Source organism: Pseudomonas sp. 01L34 (assembly GCF_056400265.1).
Genome location: NZ_JBFTSX010000007.1, coordinates 365174 through 381408, shown reverse-complemented (window position 1 = coordinate 381408; position 16235 = coordinate 365174). Strand labels below are relative to the sequence as shown.

Annotated in this window: 16 protein-coding genes; 13 read left to right on the top strand and 3 right to left on the bottom strand. The window is 60.1% G+C overall.

Annotated features, from left to right (window positions below):
* Nucleotides 1-35 precede the first annotated feature (35 nt).
* From AC1DQM_RS23455 to AC1DQM_RS23420, 8 genes are all read left to right on the top strand, one after another.
* The gene (locus AC1DQM_RS23455; protein ID WP_018926681.1) at nt 36-1037 is read left to right on the top strand and encodes a response regulator; all 1002 of its coding nucleotides are present in this window, start codon (nt 36-38) and stop codon (nt 1035-1037) included.
* Between the two features lie 283 nt (nt 1038-1320).
* Nucleotides 1321-2416, top strand: a protein-coding gene (prfB, locus tag AC1DQM_RS23450; RefSeq protein WP_096481021.1) for a peptide chain release factor 2 whose coding sequence is annotated in 2 segments (ribosomal slippage) — nt 1321-1392 and nt 1394-2416 — 1095 coding nt in all. Because the reading frame shifts where the segments join, the coding sequence is not laid out codon by codon here.
* A 68-nt stretch (nt 2417-2484) separates the two neighbouring features.
* Entirely contained in the window at nt 2485-3987 is a 1503-nt protein-coding gene (gene lysS, locus AC1DQM_RS23445) for a lysine--tRNA ligase (protein WP_018926680.1), read from the top strand.
* A 102-nt stretch (nt 3988-4089) separates the two neighbouring features.
* Nucleotides 4090-4806 (top strand): TetR/AcrR family transcriptional regulator, encoded by a 717-nt coding sequence (locus tag AC1DQM_RS23440; RefSeq protein WP_064616248.1) that lies wholly within the window; start codon nt 4090-4092, stop codon nt 4804-4806.
* A gap of 71 nt (nt 4807-4877) precedes the next feature.
* The gene (locus tag AC1DQM_RS23435) at nt 4878-5432 is read left to right on the top strand and encodes a hypothetical protein (RefSeq protein ID WP_064616250.1); all 555 of its coding nucleotides are present in this window, start codon (nt 4878-4880) and stop codon (nt 5430-5432) included.
* A 63-nt stretch (nt 5433-5495) separates the two neighbouring features.
* Nucleotides 5496-6746 (top strand): flavohemoglobin expression-modulating QEGLA motif protein, encoded by a 1251-nt coding sequence (locus AC1DQM_RS23430; protein WP_172901247.1) that lies wholly within the window; start codon nt 5496-5498, stop codon nt 6744-6746.
* Between the two features lie 130 nt (nt 6747-6876).
* Nucleotides 6877-7791, top strand: a complete 915-nt coding sequence (locus tag AC1DQM_RS23425) for an alpha/beta hydrolase (protein ID WP_477746926.1) — start codon at nt 6877-6879, stop codon at nt 7789-7791.
* Nucleotides 7788-8117: a PA3694 family proteiin gene (locus AC1DQM_RS23420; RefSeq protein WP_007940182.1), complete on the top strand. Its 330-nt coding sequence runs from the start codon at nt 7788-7790 to the stop codon at nt 8115-8117. Before AC1DQM_RS23425 ends, AC1DQM_RS23420 begins: the two co-directional genes overlap by 4 nt.
* A gap of 254 nt (nt 8118-8371) precedes the next feature.
* On the opposite strand, the gene lptF is transcribed toward AC1DQM_RS23420, so the two are convergent.
* From lptF to AC1DQM_RS23405, 3 genes are all read right to left on the bottom strand, one after another.
* Nucleotides 8372-9160 (bottom strand): lipotoxin F family OmpA-related lipoprotein LptF, encoded by a 789-nt coding sequence (gene lptF, locus AC1DQM_RS23415; protein ID WP_305411259.1) that lies wholly within the window; start codon nt 9158-9160, stop codon nt 8372-8374.
* Between the two features lie 56 nt (nt 9161-9216).
* Entirely contained in the window at nt 9217-9615 is a 399-nt protein-coding gene (locus AC1DQM_RS23410) for a DUF4398 domain-containing protein (protein WP_018926677.1), read from the bottom strand.
* A 286-nt stretch (nt 9616-9901) separates the two neighbouring features.
* On the bottom strand, nt 9902-10246 hold the full coding sequence (locus AC1DQM_RS23405) for a pilin assembly protein (protein WP_477746925.1): 345 nt from the start codon (nt 10244-10246) through the stop codon (nt 9902-9904).
* A 202-nt stretch (nt 10247-10448) separates the two neighbouring features.
* Here AC1DQM_RS23405 and ppc point away from each other — a divergent pair, with 202 nt between their 5' ends.
* The 5 genes from ppc (at nt 10449) to AC1DQM_RS23380 (ending at nt 16218) form a co-directional block, all read left to right on the top strand.
* Nucleotides 10449-13079 carry a phosphoenolpyruvate carboxylase gene (gene ppc / locus AC1DQM_RS23400; protein ID WP_064616255.1) on the top strand — a complete coding sequence of 877 codons (2631 nt, stop codon included), beginning with the start codon at nt 10449-10451 and terminating at the stop codon, nt 13077-13079.
* A gap of 303 nt (nt 13080-13382) precedes the next feature.
* Nucleotides 13383-14030, top strand: a complete 648-nt coding sequence (adk, locus tag AC1DQM_RS23395) for an adenylate kinase (RefSeq protein ID WP_018926674.1) — start codon at nt 13383-13385, stop codon at nt 14028-14030.
* Between the two features lie 93 nt (nt 14031-14123).
* Complete coding sequence (gene tsaB, locus AC1DQM_RS23390; RefSeq protein ID WP_477746924.1) at nt 14124-14798, top strand: tRNA (adenosine(37)-N6)-threonylcarbamoyltransferase complex dimerization subunit type 1 TsaB; 675 nt, start codon at nt 14124-14126, stop codon at nt 14796-14798.
* A 257-nt stretch (nt 14799-15055) separates the two neighbouring features.
* Nucleotides 15056-15361 carry a hypothetical protein gene (locus tag AC1DQM_RS23385; protein WP_007940187.1) on the top strand — a complete coding sequence of 102 codons (306 nt, stop codon included), beginning with the start codon at nt 15056-15058 and terminating at the stop codon, nt 15359-15361.
* Nucleotides 15358-16218, top strand: coding sequence for a DUF72 domain-containing protein (locus tag AC1DQM_RS23380; protein ID WP_138867658.1), 861 nt, complete (start codon nt 15358-15360; stop codon nt 16216-16218). The genes AC1DQM_RS23385 and AC1DQM_RS23380 overlap by 4 nt, the downstream gene beginning before the upstream one ends.
* Nucleotides 16219-16235: the final 17 nt, after the last annotated feature.

The following is a 16235-nucleotide window of genomic DNA, read 5'->3' as shown; positions in this document are numbered from 1 at the left end:
CAATCGTGGCCCAAGCAGTACTCAGGTGACCGCACATGAATGAATTACAGCTCGATGACTTCAAAACCGACGAAAACGCCGCCATGGTGTTGTTGGTGGACGATCAGGCGATGATCGGCGAGGCGGTGCGCCGTGGTCTGTCGAACGAAGAAAACATCGACTTCCACTTCTGCGCCGACCCGCACCAGGCCATCGCCCAGGCGATCCGCATCAAGCCGACGGTGATCCTTCAGGATCTGGTCATGCCCGGCCTGGACGGCCTGAGCCTGGTGCGCGAATACCGTAATCACCCGGCGACCAAGGACATTCCGATCATTGTCCTGTCGACCAAGGAAGACCCGCTGATCAAGAGCGCGGCGTTTGCCGCCGGGGCCAACGATTACCTGGTCAAGCTGCCGGACAACATCGAGCTGGTGGCGCGCATCCGCTATCACTCGCGCTCCTACATGACCCTGCTGCAGCGTGACGCGGCGTACCGTGCGTTGCGGGTCAGCCAGCAACAGTTGCTCGACACCAACCTGGTGCTGCAACGCTTGATGAACTCCGACGGCCTGACCGGGCTGTCGAACCGTCGGCACTTCGACGAATACCTGGAACTGGAGTGGCGGCGTTCGTTGCGTGACCAGACGCAATTGTCGTTGCTGATGATCGATGTCGACTATTTCAAGTCCTACAACGACAGTTTTGGCCACCTCGAAGGCGATGAAGCCTTGCGCAAAGTCGCCACGGCCATTCGCGACGCCAGCGCCAGGCCATCGGACCTGCCGGCCCGTTACGGCGGCGAAGAGTTCGTCCTGGTCTTGCCCAACACCTCGCCGGGCGGTGCGCGGCTGGTGGCGGAAAAACTGCGCCAGACCGTGGTCGGATTGAAGATCCCGCACGTTTTCCCGACCGAAGGTTCGTGCCTGACCATCAGCATCGGCCTGTCGACCGTGATCCCGCAGCCGGGCAGCGACTGCCGGCAATTGATCTTGGCGGCGGACAAGGGGCTGTACCTGGCGAAGAACAATGGGCGCAATCAGGTGGGAATTGAGTAACCCGCTGACTGTAGCGCTGTAGCAGCTGCCGAGCCCGCGAGGCTGCGTTCGAGGACGAAGTCCTCGCAAGTCCTGTGTATGCGGTTTGCCTGAATGACCGCGTTGTCTGACTTTACGACGGCTGCGCCGCCGAACGCAGCCTCGCGGGCTCGGCAGCTGCTACGGGCCCCCCGCGTTATTCCGTAAACCATTCGCCCCTAAAGCCGCCAGGCGGGCTGCCTTGACAGCGTGATTACGTTATACTCGCCGGCTTTCAAAAGTTCGCCAACGAGTGCTGCCCGCCATGGAAATCAACCCGATCCTTAACAGTATCAAGGACCTGTCCGAGCGCTCCGAAACTATTCGGGGGTATCTTTGACTACGATCAAAAGCATGAGCGTCTGACCGAAGTCAATCGCGAGCTTGAAGATCCGAGTGTCTGGAACAACCCTGAGTACGCTCAGAACCTGGGTCGCGAGCGCTCTGCGCTGGCCCAGATCGTAGAAACCCTCGATGAAATGTCCAGCGGTCTGGCCGATGCCAAGGACCTGCTGTTGATGTCTGCCGAGGAAGAAGACCAGGCCGCCGTCGACGACGTAGCCCTTGAAGTGGAGCGCTTGCGCGAAGCCCTCGAGAAGCTCGAATTCCGTCGCATGTTCAGCGGCGAGATGGACCAGAACAACGCCTACCTGGACATCCAGGCCGGCTCCGGCGGTACCGAGGCCCAGGACTGGGCCAACATCCTGCTGCGCATGTACCTGCGCTGGGCGGATAAACGCGGTTTCGACGCGACCATCATGGAATTGTCGGCCGGTGAAGTCGCCGGTATCAAAGGCGCGACCGTGCACATCAAGGGCGAATACGCCTTTGGCTGGCTGCGTACCGAAATCGGCGTGCACCGTCTGGTGCGCAAGAGCCCGTTCGACTCCGGCAACCGTCGTCACACCTCGTTCTCGGCCGTGTTCGTGTCGCCGGAAATCGATGACAACATCGAAATCGACATCAACCCGTCGGACCTGCGCATCGACACCTACCGCTCCTCCGGTGCCGGTGGTCAGCACGTAAACACCACCGACTCGGCCGTACGGATTACTCACGTACCGACCAACACCGTGGTCAGCTGCCAGAACGAACGCTCCCAGCACGCCAACAAAGACACCGCGATGAAAATGTTGCGGGCGCGCTTGTACGAGCAGGAAGTGCAGAAACGCAACGCCGCCTCCCAGGCCCTGGAAGACACCAAGTCGGACATCGGCTGGGGTCACCAGATCCGTTCGTACGTGCTCGATGCCTCGCGGATCAAGGATCTGCGCACCAACATCGAACGCAGCGACTGCGACAAGGTGCTCGACGGCGACATCGACGAATACCTGGTGGCGAGCCTGAAACAAGGGCTGTAAGGCACGCCCTACAGCGATCCCCAGCCGAAGGCTGGGGGCAACGAATCTGTGATGGAATTTTTAAAGACATGAGCGACCTACAACTCGACCCGCAAGCCCTGCAACAGGAAGAAAACTCCCTGATCGCCCTGCGCAAGGAAAAGCTTGCTGCCGAGCGCGCCAAGGGCCAGGCCTTCCCCAACGACTTCCGCCGCGACGCCTACTGCGAAGACTTGCAGAAGAAGTACGCGGACAAGACCAAGGAAGAGCTGGCAGAGGCTGCGATCCCGGTCAAGGTTGCCGGTCGTCTCATGCTCAACCGTGGCTCGTTCATGGTGATTCAGGACATGTCCGGGCGCATCCAGGTTTACGTCAACCGTAAAACCCTGTCCGAAGAGACCCTGGCCGCGGTGAAAACCTGGGACCTGGGCGACATCATTGCCGCCGAAGGCACCCTGGCCCGTTCCGGCAAGGGCGACCTGTACGTTGAAATGACCAACGTGCGCCTGCTGACCAAATCCCTGCGCCCGCTGCCAGACAAGCACCACGGCCTGTCCGACACCGAGCAGCGCTACCGCCAGCGTTACGTCGACCTGATCGTCAACGAAGACGTGCGCCAGACCTTCCGCGTGCGTTCGCAAGTGATTGCGCACATCCGCAGCTTCCTGATGAAGCGTGACTTCCTGGAAGTCGAAACGCCGATGCTGCAAACCATTCCGGGCGGTGCGGCGGCCAAGCCGTTCGAAACTCACCACAACGCGCTGGACATGCAAATGTTCTTGCGCATTGCGCCGGAGCTGTACCTCAAGCGGCTTGTTGTTGGCGGGTTTGAAAAAGTCTTCGAAATCAACCGCAACTTCCGTAACGAAGGCGTTTCGACCCGGCACAACCCCGAGTTCACCATGCTCGAGTTCTACCAGGCCCACGCTGACTACGAAGACAACATGGACCTGACCGAGGAACTGTTCCGCGAACTGGCGCAGCTGGTTCTGGGCAGCACCGACGTGCCTTACGGCGACAAGGTGTTCCACTTCGGCGAGCCGTTCGTGCGCCTGTCGGTGTTCGACTCGATCCTCAAGTACAACCCTGAACTGACCGCTGCCGACCTGAACGACATCGACAAGGCCCGCGCCATCGCCAAGAAGGCCGGCGCCAAGGTGCTCGGCTTCGAAGGCCTGGGCAAACTGCAGGTGATGATTTTCGAAGAACTGGTCGAGCACAAGCTGGAACAGCCGCACTTCATTACCCAGTACCCGTTCGAAGTGTCGCCGCTGGCCCGTCGTAACGACGAGAACCCGAACGTCACCGACCGTTTCGAACTGTTCATCGGCGGCCGTGAAATCGCCAACGCCTACTCCGAGTTGAACGACGCGGAAGACCAGGCCGAGCGCTTCATGGCACAGGTGGCCGACAAGGATGCTGGCGACGATGAAGCCATGCACTACGACGCCGACTTCGTTCGTGCGCTGGAGTACGGCATGCCGCCGACCGCCGGTGAAGGGATCGGCATCGACCGTCTGGTGATGTTGCTGACCAACTCACCGTCGATTCGCGACGTGATCCTGTTCCCGCACATGCGCCCGCAAGCGTAAATGTTTCAATTGAAAAGCCGCCTAAAACAGGCGGCTTTTTATTGCCTGTCTGGTACAAACGTATCAATTGGTTACTTTTGACGTTAGAGAGGAATACCTGTCGTGAATCGTGCAATTGCTCAAGAAGGTGCAGCGGATATCGCCACTGCGGTCGCTGAAAGTGTTCAGTACCAGGGCCGCAAGGCCAGCCGACAGGGCAGCGAACAGCGTCGACAGGACATTCTCGACGCGGCGATGCGCATTGTCGTGCGCGATGGCGTGCGGGCCGTGCGGCACCGTGCGGTGGCAGCCGAGGCCTGTGTGCCGCTGTCGGCCACCACTTACTATTTCAAGGACATCGATGACCTGCTCACCGATACCTTCGCCCAATACGTGGAGCGCAGCGCGGCATACATGGCCCGGTTGTGGGCCAGCAACGAAGGCCTGTTGCGCGAGATGGTTGTCAGCAGTGATGGCACCGCCGAGTCCCGCTCACAGCTGGCGGACGATATCGCACGGCTGATGGCTGACTATGTTCATCGGCAATTGATCAATCGCCGCGAGCACCTGATGGCCGAGCAAGCCTTCCGCCAGGAAGCGTTGCTCAACCCGCGTCTGGCGTTGTTGGTGCGTTCCCATCAACAAATTCTCTTGCAGGGCACCTGCCAGCTTTTCGAAGTATTGGGTTCCCGCGAGCCACAACAAGATGCCAAAGTGTTGACGGCGATTGTCGGACGGATGGAATATCAGGGCCTGCTCAACGATGCCGAGCCTGTTGCCGAAGAGGAAATGCTCGGCATCCTGACCCGCTACATGCACCTGGTACTGGCGTCGGTGTAACCCCTTGTGGGGACTCAACCCTGTGGGAGAGTGGCCAGTAGGGGGCATCGTGTGTCGATAGGGAGTGTTGAATGAAAGCCTGGCGTGTCGTGGTGATCGCCTTGTCGTTCCTGCTGCTCAGTGGCTGCCTGGTGACCTTCAAGGAGTCGCTGCCCGCCAGCGAGTCCGCGCCCAAAGGGTTGCTCGGCAAATGGGCCAGCACCAATGCCTGGGGCGAGCCGATGAACCTGGAACTGACACGCGTCGGCGACAATCACTACCAGGCGGTCAGCTACTTCAAGGCCAAACCCCATGAGCGCGAAGCCTATCCTTTCACGGTGTCGCGCCATGGCAATCGCTGGTACCTGTCGGCGAAGGTGCCGGCGCAGTTCGGCGGGCATTTCACCATCGCCGGTTTCGAGCTCAACGATAAGCACGAACTGGTGGTCTACAACCTCGACCTTGAGCAGATCAGACAGGCCATGGGGCAAGAAGCCCTCAGTGGCGAAGGCTTTCAGACTGAAGATGGCGATGGGGTGTTGATCAACAACAGCCTGGATCAGGTATTCGCCTACCTCGACGACCCGGCCAATTCCGATGTCTTCGTCGAAGCGGTACGCTATCAGCGCCTGGCCAAAACCAAATAAACCCAGCACGTAAGAGCTTTACTACAGGAGTCTCGGGTGGACGAATACCAGCAGACGATACGCATGTTGTCCGATCGCATAGTGCTGGCGCAGACGCCGATTCGCATTCTGGATGCGGTCAAGTGGGATGACAGTATTCGCAAGGGGTTCCTGAAGGGCAAGGGCAAGGAAATGCCGGCCGTGGACCGCGACTACTACCTCAATCGACCGCTGTCGTTCGACTCCAGCAAAGTGAAGCTGGAGTTCCAGAACATCGAGCGCGACATCACTCGGCAACTCGGCCAGTTCAACCCGGTCGGGCAGATCATGCGCCGCATGTGCAAGGAATACCGCATGGTGGTGCGCATGCTTGAAGCGCGCGGCACCGAGGATTTCGGGCTGATTTCCCAGGAATTGTACGGCGCGGCCTCCGATGCGTTTCACGCCGGCGACCCGACCCTGGCCGACCTGGGGCTGATGCTCTCCGATTACCTGAACAACATCGACGGCCGTGGCGACCTCAAGGACGAACCGAAAGTCCTCACCGCCAAGGAAGCCGTCGACCTGCTGCAACATCGGTTGAACAAGGTGTTTGGCGAAAACGAGGAAACCATCCGGGTGTTCGAGTCCGACGGGATCGTCGCCGACGCGGCGGCCGGCGCCGACTACATCAAGATCCGCACCGACGCGATGTTCAACAATCGCGACGTGCGTGCGCTGGAAGTCCATGAAGGGCTGGTGCATGTGGGCACCACCCTCAACGGCCTGAATCAGCCGATCTGTACGTTCCTGTCCAAGGGCCCGCCGTCGTCCACCGTGACTCAGGAGGGCCTGGCGATCCTGATGGAAATCATCACCTTCGCCTCCTACCCGAGCCGCTTGCGCAAACTGACCAACCGCACCCGCGCCATTCATATGGTGGAGGAGGGCGCGGACTTCTTGCAGATCTTTGAGTTCTTCCGGGCTCAGGGCTTTGAAATGGCCGAAAGCTACGGCAATGCCAGTCGGGTGTTCCGCGGCTCGGTGCCGAATGGTCTGCCATTTACCAAAGACTTGTCCTACCTCAAGGGCTTTATCATGATTTACAACTACATTCAGTTGGCCGTGCGCAAAGGCAAGCTGGAGCAGATACCGCTGTTGTTCTGCGGCAAGACTACGCTGGAGGACATGCGGACCTTGCGCCAATTGGTGGACGAAGGCCTGGTGGTGCCGCCCAAGTACCTGCCCGAGCAGTTCCGCGACATGAACGCGTTGTCGGCGTGGATGTGCTTCTCCAACTTCCTCAACCACCTGAGCCTGGACCGGATCGAAGCGGATTACTCCAATATCCTTTGATTCAGATCATTCCCACGCTCTGCGTGGGAATGCCGCCATGGACGCTCCGCGTCCACTGTGACGCAGAGCGTCACGGTATGCATTCCCACGCGGAGCATGGGAACGATCACCCACATTGAGGCTTCACCGGATGAGAATCCTCGGCATCTTCTGCCTGCTCCTGGCCCTCGGCGGTTGCAGCTCTTTGCTGTTCTACCCCGAGCCCGGCCAGCCGTTCACCCCGGAAAAAGCCAAGCTCGACTATCGCGACGTCACCCTGACCACTGCCGACGGCCTCAAGCTGCATGGCTGGTGGCTGCCGGCGAAAAAAGGCGTCGAAGTCAAAGGCACTGTGCTGCATCTGCACGGTAACGGCGGCAACCTGGCGTGGCATCTGGGTGCGAGCTGGTGGTTGCCGAAGCAGGGCTATCAGGTGTTGCTGGTGGACTATCGCGGGTACGGATTGTCCGAAGGTAAGCCGGCGTTACCGGAGATTTATCAGGACATCGACGCCGCCTTCACATGGCTCGACCAGGCGCCGGAGGTCAAGGGCAAGCCGTTGATCCTTCTCGGTCAGAGCCTTGGCGGTTCGATGGCCGTGCATTACCTGGCCCAGCATCCCGAGCGCCAGCGGCAACTCAAGGCTTTCGTGCTCGATGGCGTGCCTGCCAGCTACCGCGATGTCGGGCGTTTCGCCCTTAGCACCTCCTGGATGACCTGGCCGTTCCAGGTGCCGTTGTCCTGGCTGGTGCCGGATGGAGATAGCGCGATCCGTTCCATGACGCAGCTCAATGGTGTACCGAAACTGATCTATCACAGTATCGATGATCAGCTGGTGCCCCTTTCCAACGGCATCCGACTGTATCAAGCTGCGCCGCCGCCGCGAGTGCTGCAACTGACCCGGGGCGGTCATGTGCAAACCTTCGTCGACCCGGTCTGGCGAAAAGTCATGCTGCGTTACCTCGAAGACCCGCAGCATTTCAACGGCCTGCGCCGCCTGGGTGAAATTCCGAATTACCCGGCACCCCCGAATTCTGAAGATGAACCACCAGAGAGTCCGCAATGAGTGAAGAACGTAACGCCATCCCGCTGATCATCACCGGTATTTGCAGCATCCTCGGCACCGTCGGGGCCCTGTGGTGGTACGGCTACCTGCACTTCGCCAAACCCGAGGATGCGTTGCTGCTCAGCGACTTCACCATGCTCAAGACCGTACCGGGCGAAGACTACAAAATCTCCCTGGAACCGGCCGCGCAAGTGGCGCAGTGCATCGATGGCGTGCTGGTGATGTTTGATACCGAACAGAAAGGCCTGACCGGCGTACTGGTCAACAACAAGAAAAAAGCCGTGCGCTGCATGGGCCAGGAAACCCCGCAAAAACTCGAACAGTAAAATCCTACCTCCATTGGCAATGATGAACCCTTGTGGCGAGGGGGCTTGCCCCCGTTGGGTCGCGAAGCGGCCCTAAAACCTGCATTCGCGTTTTGTCAGGTACACCTTGCGGGATGGTTTCACGACTGCTTCGCAGCCGAACGGGGGCAAGCCCCCTCGCCACAGGGTTGCTTGGCCCCAAGACAAGTGTTCGATCAATAAGAAGCCCCGCCTGATCCGATCAGGCGGGGCTTTTGTGTTTCAGCAGGTGAAACTTAGTTCGAGCTGACAGCCGAACGCGGGATCACTGGCTGATTGTCATTGGAAATGGTCACTTCCACCCGACGGTTCATCGCACGGCCGGAGACGCTGGTGTTTTCGGCCACCGGGTATTCCTTGCCATAACCCTGGACCACGATGCGCGCCGGGTCGACACCCATCTTGATCAGGGCCACTTGCACCGAGGTCGCGCGGCGCTCGGACAGCGACTGGTTGTACGACGCCGCGCCAGTGCTGTCGGTGTAGCCTTCGACAATCACTTTACGGTCGGGGTTTTCCTGAAGGAACTGCGCCAGTTTGTTGATGTTCACCAGGCCGCTGGGTTTCAGGTCGGCCTTGTTGGTGGCGAATAGCACGTCACCGAACGTTACCAGTGTGCCGCGATCGGTCTGTTTGGCGTTGAGGCTGGCCTGCAATTGTTTGATCTGCTGGTCGCGGGCATCCAGACGCGCCTGGGCTCGCTGAGCCGCGGCGTTCTTCAGGTTGTTTTCCGCGGTGCGCAGGGCGATGGTCTGCTTGGCCACTTCAACGCGCTGGTTGGTCAGGTAAGCCAGTTGGTCGACCTTGTTCTGGTCTTCCTTGTCCTGATAAGCCTTGTCGGCCTTGTCCAGGTAATCGCTGGCGTCTTTGGTTTCCAGTGCCGCGACTTTGCTGGCTTGCGGGTTGGCTTGCAGGCCGGCGTAGTTGGTGCGGGCTTGCTCCAGGTTGGTGTTGGGCGGTGTGGAGCAGGCAGCCAGTGCAATGCTTGCGGCCAGGAGGGCGGGTATCATCAGTTGTTTGCGCATGGTGGTTCGTCCTTTCTATCGATAAAAGTGTCAGGCCTGAAAATCGGGATGCGCGCTCACTGCACGGTGCGCTGACTTTCCTGACGCAGTTCCTGAACACCTTTCTGTGAGTCCTTTACAGCCTGTTCGGCTTTCATCGCCTGGGCTTTGCGTTCTGCCACTCGGGCGTCCCACTCGGCCTGTTCGGCGAGCATTTTGGCTTCGTCATACTTTTTGTCGTGCATGGCGATTTCGGCTTGTTTGAGCTTGTCCTGAGCGGACTTCATTTCCACCGCGGCGAATTCGGTGCCTCCGGCGCTGACGGCACTGTTCACGGTCGATTGAGTCACGGCGTATTGCTCGGTGGGCGGGTTGCCGGCGCATCCGGCCAGAACCAAACTGCTGCCGATGGCCAGGGCCGCCAGTTTGAGACCGCGCAGGTGGGTGGACGAGGATGAAGCAGTGCTGGTCTTCATGGTTTCAACTCCGTTGGATAACTCCTGAAATACATCTGAATCCATCCTGGGCAAGGAGCCGCAACCTTCGATTTCCAGAGCATTTTGAAACGGCCGTCCCAGGCGTGGTTACTGGGTTGACCCGAGGCGTTTTTTAAAAGTTCAGAGAAAATGGCCTTTCGCCCGAAAAAACTTTGACCTGACGGACAAGGCTCTAAATCGGGAACTTTAGTCGTGCGCAGGGGTATTTCCGGCCCTGCACGGGCCAGGAAATACGTATTTCTGGAAGGGGAGCAAGACGCGCAAATCAGTGTTTTGGCTTGTCGTTTTCGGTCGACAAATCGTGCAAGTGACGACGGGACAAGGCGAGAAAACGCGGGGTTGGACCGACGTCTTCGTACAGCGGATCGCCTTCTTCATCGGTGGCGACCACCGTTGACCCTTTCACATACGGAAAGCTCGCTTCGAGCTCTTCCAGGGCGGCGCCGATCAATTCTCCGAGCAGTTCTTCAGGGTGCCGTTTGGGGTACATATCGATAATCGCCGCCAGCCGTGCGGCGGCTTCCACGTCCAGACGAATCGTATAGCCAGTGTCGGTCAGTCGACCCTTGGCGTTTTCTTCCCAGTACTTGGCGAGCTCGCGGATTTTCATAATGACCTCATTACGCACCTGCTCATGGCAGGCCGGGTGAGTGTCCGGCGGTGGCCGGTGGTAAGCCGTTGTACGGCTTGGTGTTGAGCCTAGCTGCAACGTTCGGGGTTTGCAGTCCCTGGTTTACTTGTAAGAACCGCTTTACAACGGCACTCTCTATTATCAAAGCATAGCCGCCCGGATTTTCGCTGGAGAACTGCTGATGACCGATATTGATGCACGCTTGCGCGAGGACGTTCACCTGTTGGGTGAGCTATTGGGCAACACCATTCGCGAGCAGTACGGGGATGGCTTTATCGACAAGATCGAGCAAATCCGCAAAGGCGCCAAGGCCGACCGTCGCGGTTCGATGGATGCCGAACTCAGCGCCAGCCTCAACCAGTTGAGCGAGGACGAATTGCTGCCGGTGGCGCGGGCGTTCAACCAGTTCCTCAACCTGGCCAATATCGCCGAGCAATATCAGCTGATTCACCGCCGCGAAGAGTCACAACCCGCGCCGTTCGAGGCCCGGGTGTTGCCGGAGCTGCTCACTCGCCTGTTGGCTGCGGGGCATGACGCCGAATCCCTGGCCCGGCAATTGGGGCGGGTGGACATCGAGCTGGTATTGACGGCGCACCCCACCGAAGTGGCGCGACGCACACTGATCCAGAAATACGACGCGATCGCCGCGCAACTGGCGGCCCTGGATCATCGCGACCTGACCAGCGCCGAGCGCGAGCAGATCAAGACCACCTTGCAGCGCCTGATCGCCGAAGCCTGGCACACCGAAGAAATCCGCCGCACCCGCCCGACACCTGTAGACGAAGCCAAGTGGGGCTTTGCGGTGATCGAGCATTCGCTGTGGCAGGCGATTCCCAACTATTTGCGCAAGGCCGACCAGGCCCTGCATGCCGCCACCGGCCTGCACCTGCCGCTGGAGGCCGCGCCGATTCGCTTCGCCTCGTGGATGGGCGGCGACCGCGACGGTAACCCCAACGTCACCGCCGCCGTGACCCGCGAAGTATTGCTGCTGGCACGCTGGATGGCCGCCGATTTGTACGTGCGCGATGTCGATCACCTCGCCGCCGAATTGTCGATGCAACAGGCCAGCGACGCCCTGAAAGCCAAGGCTGGCGACAGCGCCGAGCCTTACCGCGCGGTACTCAAACAGCTGCGTGAGCGCCTGCGCGCAACTCGTAACTGGGCCCAGGCCTCCCTGACGGCCACCACGCCGGCGTCCGCCGATGTGCTGCAAAACAACCGCGACCTGCTGGACCCGTTGGAGCTGTGTTACCACTCGCTGCATGAATGCGGCATGGGCGTCATCGCCGATGGCCCGTTGCTCGACTGCCTGCGCCGCGCGGTAACGTTCGGGCTGTTCCTGGTGCGCCTCGATGTGCGACAGGACTCGTCGCGCCACACCGCGGCCATGACCGAAATCACCGATTACCTCGGCCTGGGTCGTTATGAAGACTGGAACGAAGAGGAGCGCATCGCCTTCCTGATGCGCGAACTGAACAATCGCCGGCCGTTGCTGCCGGCCTACTTCAAGCCGTCTGCCGACACCGCCGAAGTGCTGGCGACGTGCCGGGAAATCGCTGCCGCTCCGGGGGCTTCCCTCGGCTCGTATGTGATTTCCATGGCTGGCGCTGCTTCCGACGTGCTGGCCGTGCAGTTGCTGCTCAAGGAATCCGGCGTATTACGGCCGATGCGTGTGGTGCCGCTGTTCGAAACCCTCGCCGACCTCGATAACGCCGGCCCGGTGATCGAAAAACTGTTGTTGCTGCCGGGTTATCGCTCGCGCCTGCAAGGGCCGCAGGAAGTGATGATCGGTTATTCCGACTCGGCCAAGGACGCCGGCACTACGGCGGCGGCCTGGGCGCAGTATCGGGCGCAGGAGCGTCTGGTGGATATTTGCCGGGAGCAACAAGTGGAGCTGCTGTTGTTCCACGGCCGTGGCGGCACCGTGGGCCGTGGTGGCGGCCCGGCGCACGCGGCGATTCTGTCGCAGCCGCCGGGGTCGGTGGCGGGGCGTTTCCGCACCACCGAGCAGGGGGAAATGATTCGTTTCAAATTCGGCCTGCCGGACATCGCCGAGCAAAACCTCAATCTGTACCTGGCGGCGGTGCTGGAAGCGACCTTGCTGCCGCCACCACCTCCTACGCCTGCCTGGCGCCATTTGATGGACGAACTGGCCGCCGATGGGGTCAAGGCTTACCGCGCCGTGGTGCGGGAAAATCCGCAGTTCGTCGAGTATTTCCGCCAGTCCACCCCGGAGCAGGAGTTGGGGCGCTTACCGTTGGGCAGCCGCCCGGCCAAGCGCCGCGCCGGCGGCATCGAAAGCCTGCGCGCCATTCCGTGGATTTTCGGCTGGACCCAGACGCGCCTGATGTTGCCGGCCTGGCTCGGCTGGGAAACGGCGCTGAGCAAGGCGCTGGAGCGCGGCGAAGGGGAGCTGCTGGGGCAGATGCGCGAGCAATGGCCGTTCTTCCGCACCCGCATCGATATGCTGGAAATGGTGCTGGCCAAGGCCGACGCCGATATCGCCCAGTCTTACGACGAGCGCCTGGTCGAGCCGGATCTGCTCCCTTTGGGGGCGCATTTACGCGACCTATTGTCGCAGGCCTGTGCGGTGGTCCTGGGGCTGACGGGTCAGTCCCAGCTACTGGCACATAGCCCAGACACCCTTGAATTCATCCGCCTGCGCAACACCTACCTCGACCCGCTGCATCTATTGCAGGCCGAACTGTTGGCCCGTTCGCGGCAGCAGGATGAAGCGCAGGGCAGCCCGGTAGAACAGGCGTTGCTGGTGTCTGTGGCGGGGATTGCCGCCGGTTTGCGAAATACCGGCTAAGGTTTTCGTCATAGGGAACAGGCACCTGGCGCGAGCGTCGAGTGCCTGTCGGCGAGCGGTTGAGAAGGTCTGTCAGGCGACAGTTAATGACGGGGTTGCGACTTGGGGTACCCCTTCGAAAGGGCACGTCCTGCGCAGGTTTCTCCGACTTTCGGCGGCTTGTGTGGGCAGGGCCTGCTGTGTATCTTGATCAGCCTTTGGCCGTTTGGGCGGTCACGACCCTATTTTTTGAGATTGGCCCTACGAGGCGAATCCTTTGTTTTGTTTAAGTAATTCTAAATAAAAAATTGAGGAGCACATCTAATGCGCGTCATTCTGCTGGGAGCTCCCGGGGCCGGTAAAGGTACTCAGGCTAAGTTCATCACCGAAAAGTTCGGCATTCCGCAAATCTCTACCGGTGACATGCTGCGTGCTGCTGTAAAAGCCGGCACCGAGCTGGGCATCAAAGCCAAAAGCATCATGGATGCCGGTGGTCTGGTCTCCGACGATCTGATCATCGCTTTGGTCAAGGACCGTATTGCGCAGCCTGACTGTGCCAACGGTTTCCTGTTCGACGGTTTCCCGCGCACCATTCCGCAAGCTGAAGCGTTGGTAGAAGCTGGCGTGGAACTGGACAATGTGGTCGAAATCGCCGTCGATGACGAAGAGATCGTTCAGCGTATCGCCGGTCGTCGCGTTCACGAGGCCAGCGGCCGCGTGTACCACACCGTGTACAACCCGCCGAAAATCGCCGGTAAAGACGACATCACCGGTGAAGAGCTGGTGCAGCGCAAGGACGACACCGAAGAAACCGTGCGTCATCGTCTGTCGGTCTACCACTCCCAGACCAAACCTCTGGTGGAGTTCTACCAAGGCCTGGCCGCTGCTCAGGGCAAGCCGAAGTACAGCCATATTCCGGGTGTCGGCTCGGTTGAGACGATTACCGGCAAGGTGCTTGAAGCACTGAGCTGAAAAGTCTGATCGGCTTCATCTTCTACGGCCCGCTTGCGGGCCGTAGTTGTTTATACTGGTGCACTTTTTCTGACCTCTCTTACGGATACATCGATGAGCACCTTGCTGGCCCTGGACACCGCGACTGAAGCTTGCTCCGTTGCCTTGCTGCATGACGGCAAGGTCACGAGCCATTACGAGGTGATCCCGCGCCTGCATGCGCAGAAGCTGTTGCCGATGATTCAGCAACTGCTGGCCGATGCCGGGACCACGCTGCAAGCGGTCGACGCCATTGCGTTCGGTCGTGGGCCGGGCGCGTTTACCGGTGTGCGGATCGCCATCGGCGTGGTGCAAGGGCTGGCGTTTGCGCTGGACCGTCCGGTGTTGCCGGTCTCCAATCTCGCGGTGCTCGCCCAGCGGGCTTATCGCGAACACGGCGTCAGCCAGGTCGCGGCAGCCATCGATGCGCGTATGGATGAGGTGTATTGGGGCTGCTACCGCGAAACGGCGGGGGAGATGCGGCTGGTGGGCAACGAAGCGGTATTGCCACCGGAAGCCGCCGCGTTGCCGGTCGATGCCAGCGGCGAGTGGTTCGGCGCGGGCACCGGTTGGGGTTATGCCGAGCGTATTGCAGTGAACCTGAGCGGCCAGGATGCGGGCATGCTGCCCCACGCCGAAGATTTGCTGACCCTGGCGCGTTTCGCCTGGGAACGCGGTGAAGCGATCGTGGCCGATCAGGCGCAGCCGGTGTATTTGCGCGATAAAGTCGCGACGCCGAAAGCGCGTTGATCCTTGATTCCGAGTTGACCCCTTCGCGGGCAAGCCTCGCTCCTACAGGTACCAAGACGCCGCACTATTGTGTCCGACTCAATACCTGTAGGAGCGAGGCTTGCCCGCGAAGGCGATCTAACGGAAATAGCTAATCATCAGTTTCTGCCCGCCGCTTTTAAACCTTTTCGCTTTTCTGTGTTCTAGTTATCACTCGGCGGTTTGCGAAGTGGGTAATGCGCCACTAAACTGCCATCATCGATACCGAGCATGCACTTATGCGTATAGACGGCGTTTCCTCCCAGTCCTACCCAATCAAGCGCAAGCCCCGCAAAGGCCATGTGTCTGAGGATGACTCCGTCGATATCGACGGCGAGCTGGAATTCCCTACCGAAGAGCAATTGGCCGCCCGCGCCGCCAAAGCCTCCGCGCAACGCCTGAGCAATCTTCCCGCGCGTCAACAAGACATGATTTATCACCGCGCCATGAGCAAAAGCGTGGCGATGGCACTGGCCAGTTACCTGAGCACGGCCACTTTTGTCGACTGGGATGCGGATGTGCTGGGTCTCGACCTGTACATCTGATGCTGCCTTATTACCTCGGCTGCCCGTCCTGGAGCGAAAACGCCTGGCGCGACTACTTGTATCCACAGGACGCCAGGCCCGCCGAGTTTCTTGATCTTTATTCTCAAGTGTTCAACGCCGTGGAAGGCAATACGACCTTCTACGCGAGCCCGGCTGCCGCCACCGTGCAGCGCTGGGCCGAGACCATGCCCGAACACTTTCGCTTCACCGCCAAATTCCCCGGCGACATCAGCCACAGCGGTGACCTGCGCGAACAATTGACCGCCACAGAAACGTTCCTGCAATTGCTCAGCCCTCTGGGGGAGCGGGTTTCGCCATTGTGGCTGCAATTGTCCAAAAGCTTCACCCCGCAACGACTGTCGGAACTGGCCGGTTTTATTGATGCGGTGGACCGGCCGTTGGCGGTCGAAGTGCGGCATGACGAGTTCTTTGCCAAGGGCGATGCCGAGCGAATGCTCAATCGCCTGCTGCTGGATCGTGGCGTCGAGCGCATCTGCCTCGATCCGCGCGCGCTGTTCAGCTGCACCTCGACCGATCCTTCGGTGCTTCACGCCCAATCGAAAAAGCCCAGGGTGCCGCCTCGCCCCGCGGCGTTCACTCAGTTTCCGCAGGTGCGTTTCATCGGCCATCCGGAGCTTGAAGCCAACGATCCGTTCCTGGTGCCATGGGTCGAGAAAATCGCCGTCTGGATCGAAGAGGGCCGCACGCCATATATCTTCCTGCACACCGCCGATAACCTGCTGGCGGCGAAACTGGCACAACGTTTTCACGCACAACTGATGCAGCGTTTGCCTGGCTTGCCGCCGCTGCCTGAGCTATACAGAGAACCCGCCGCCGAGCAACTTGGTTTGCTCTGAAGCGGGTTTTCCCTTTT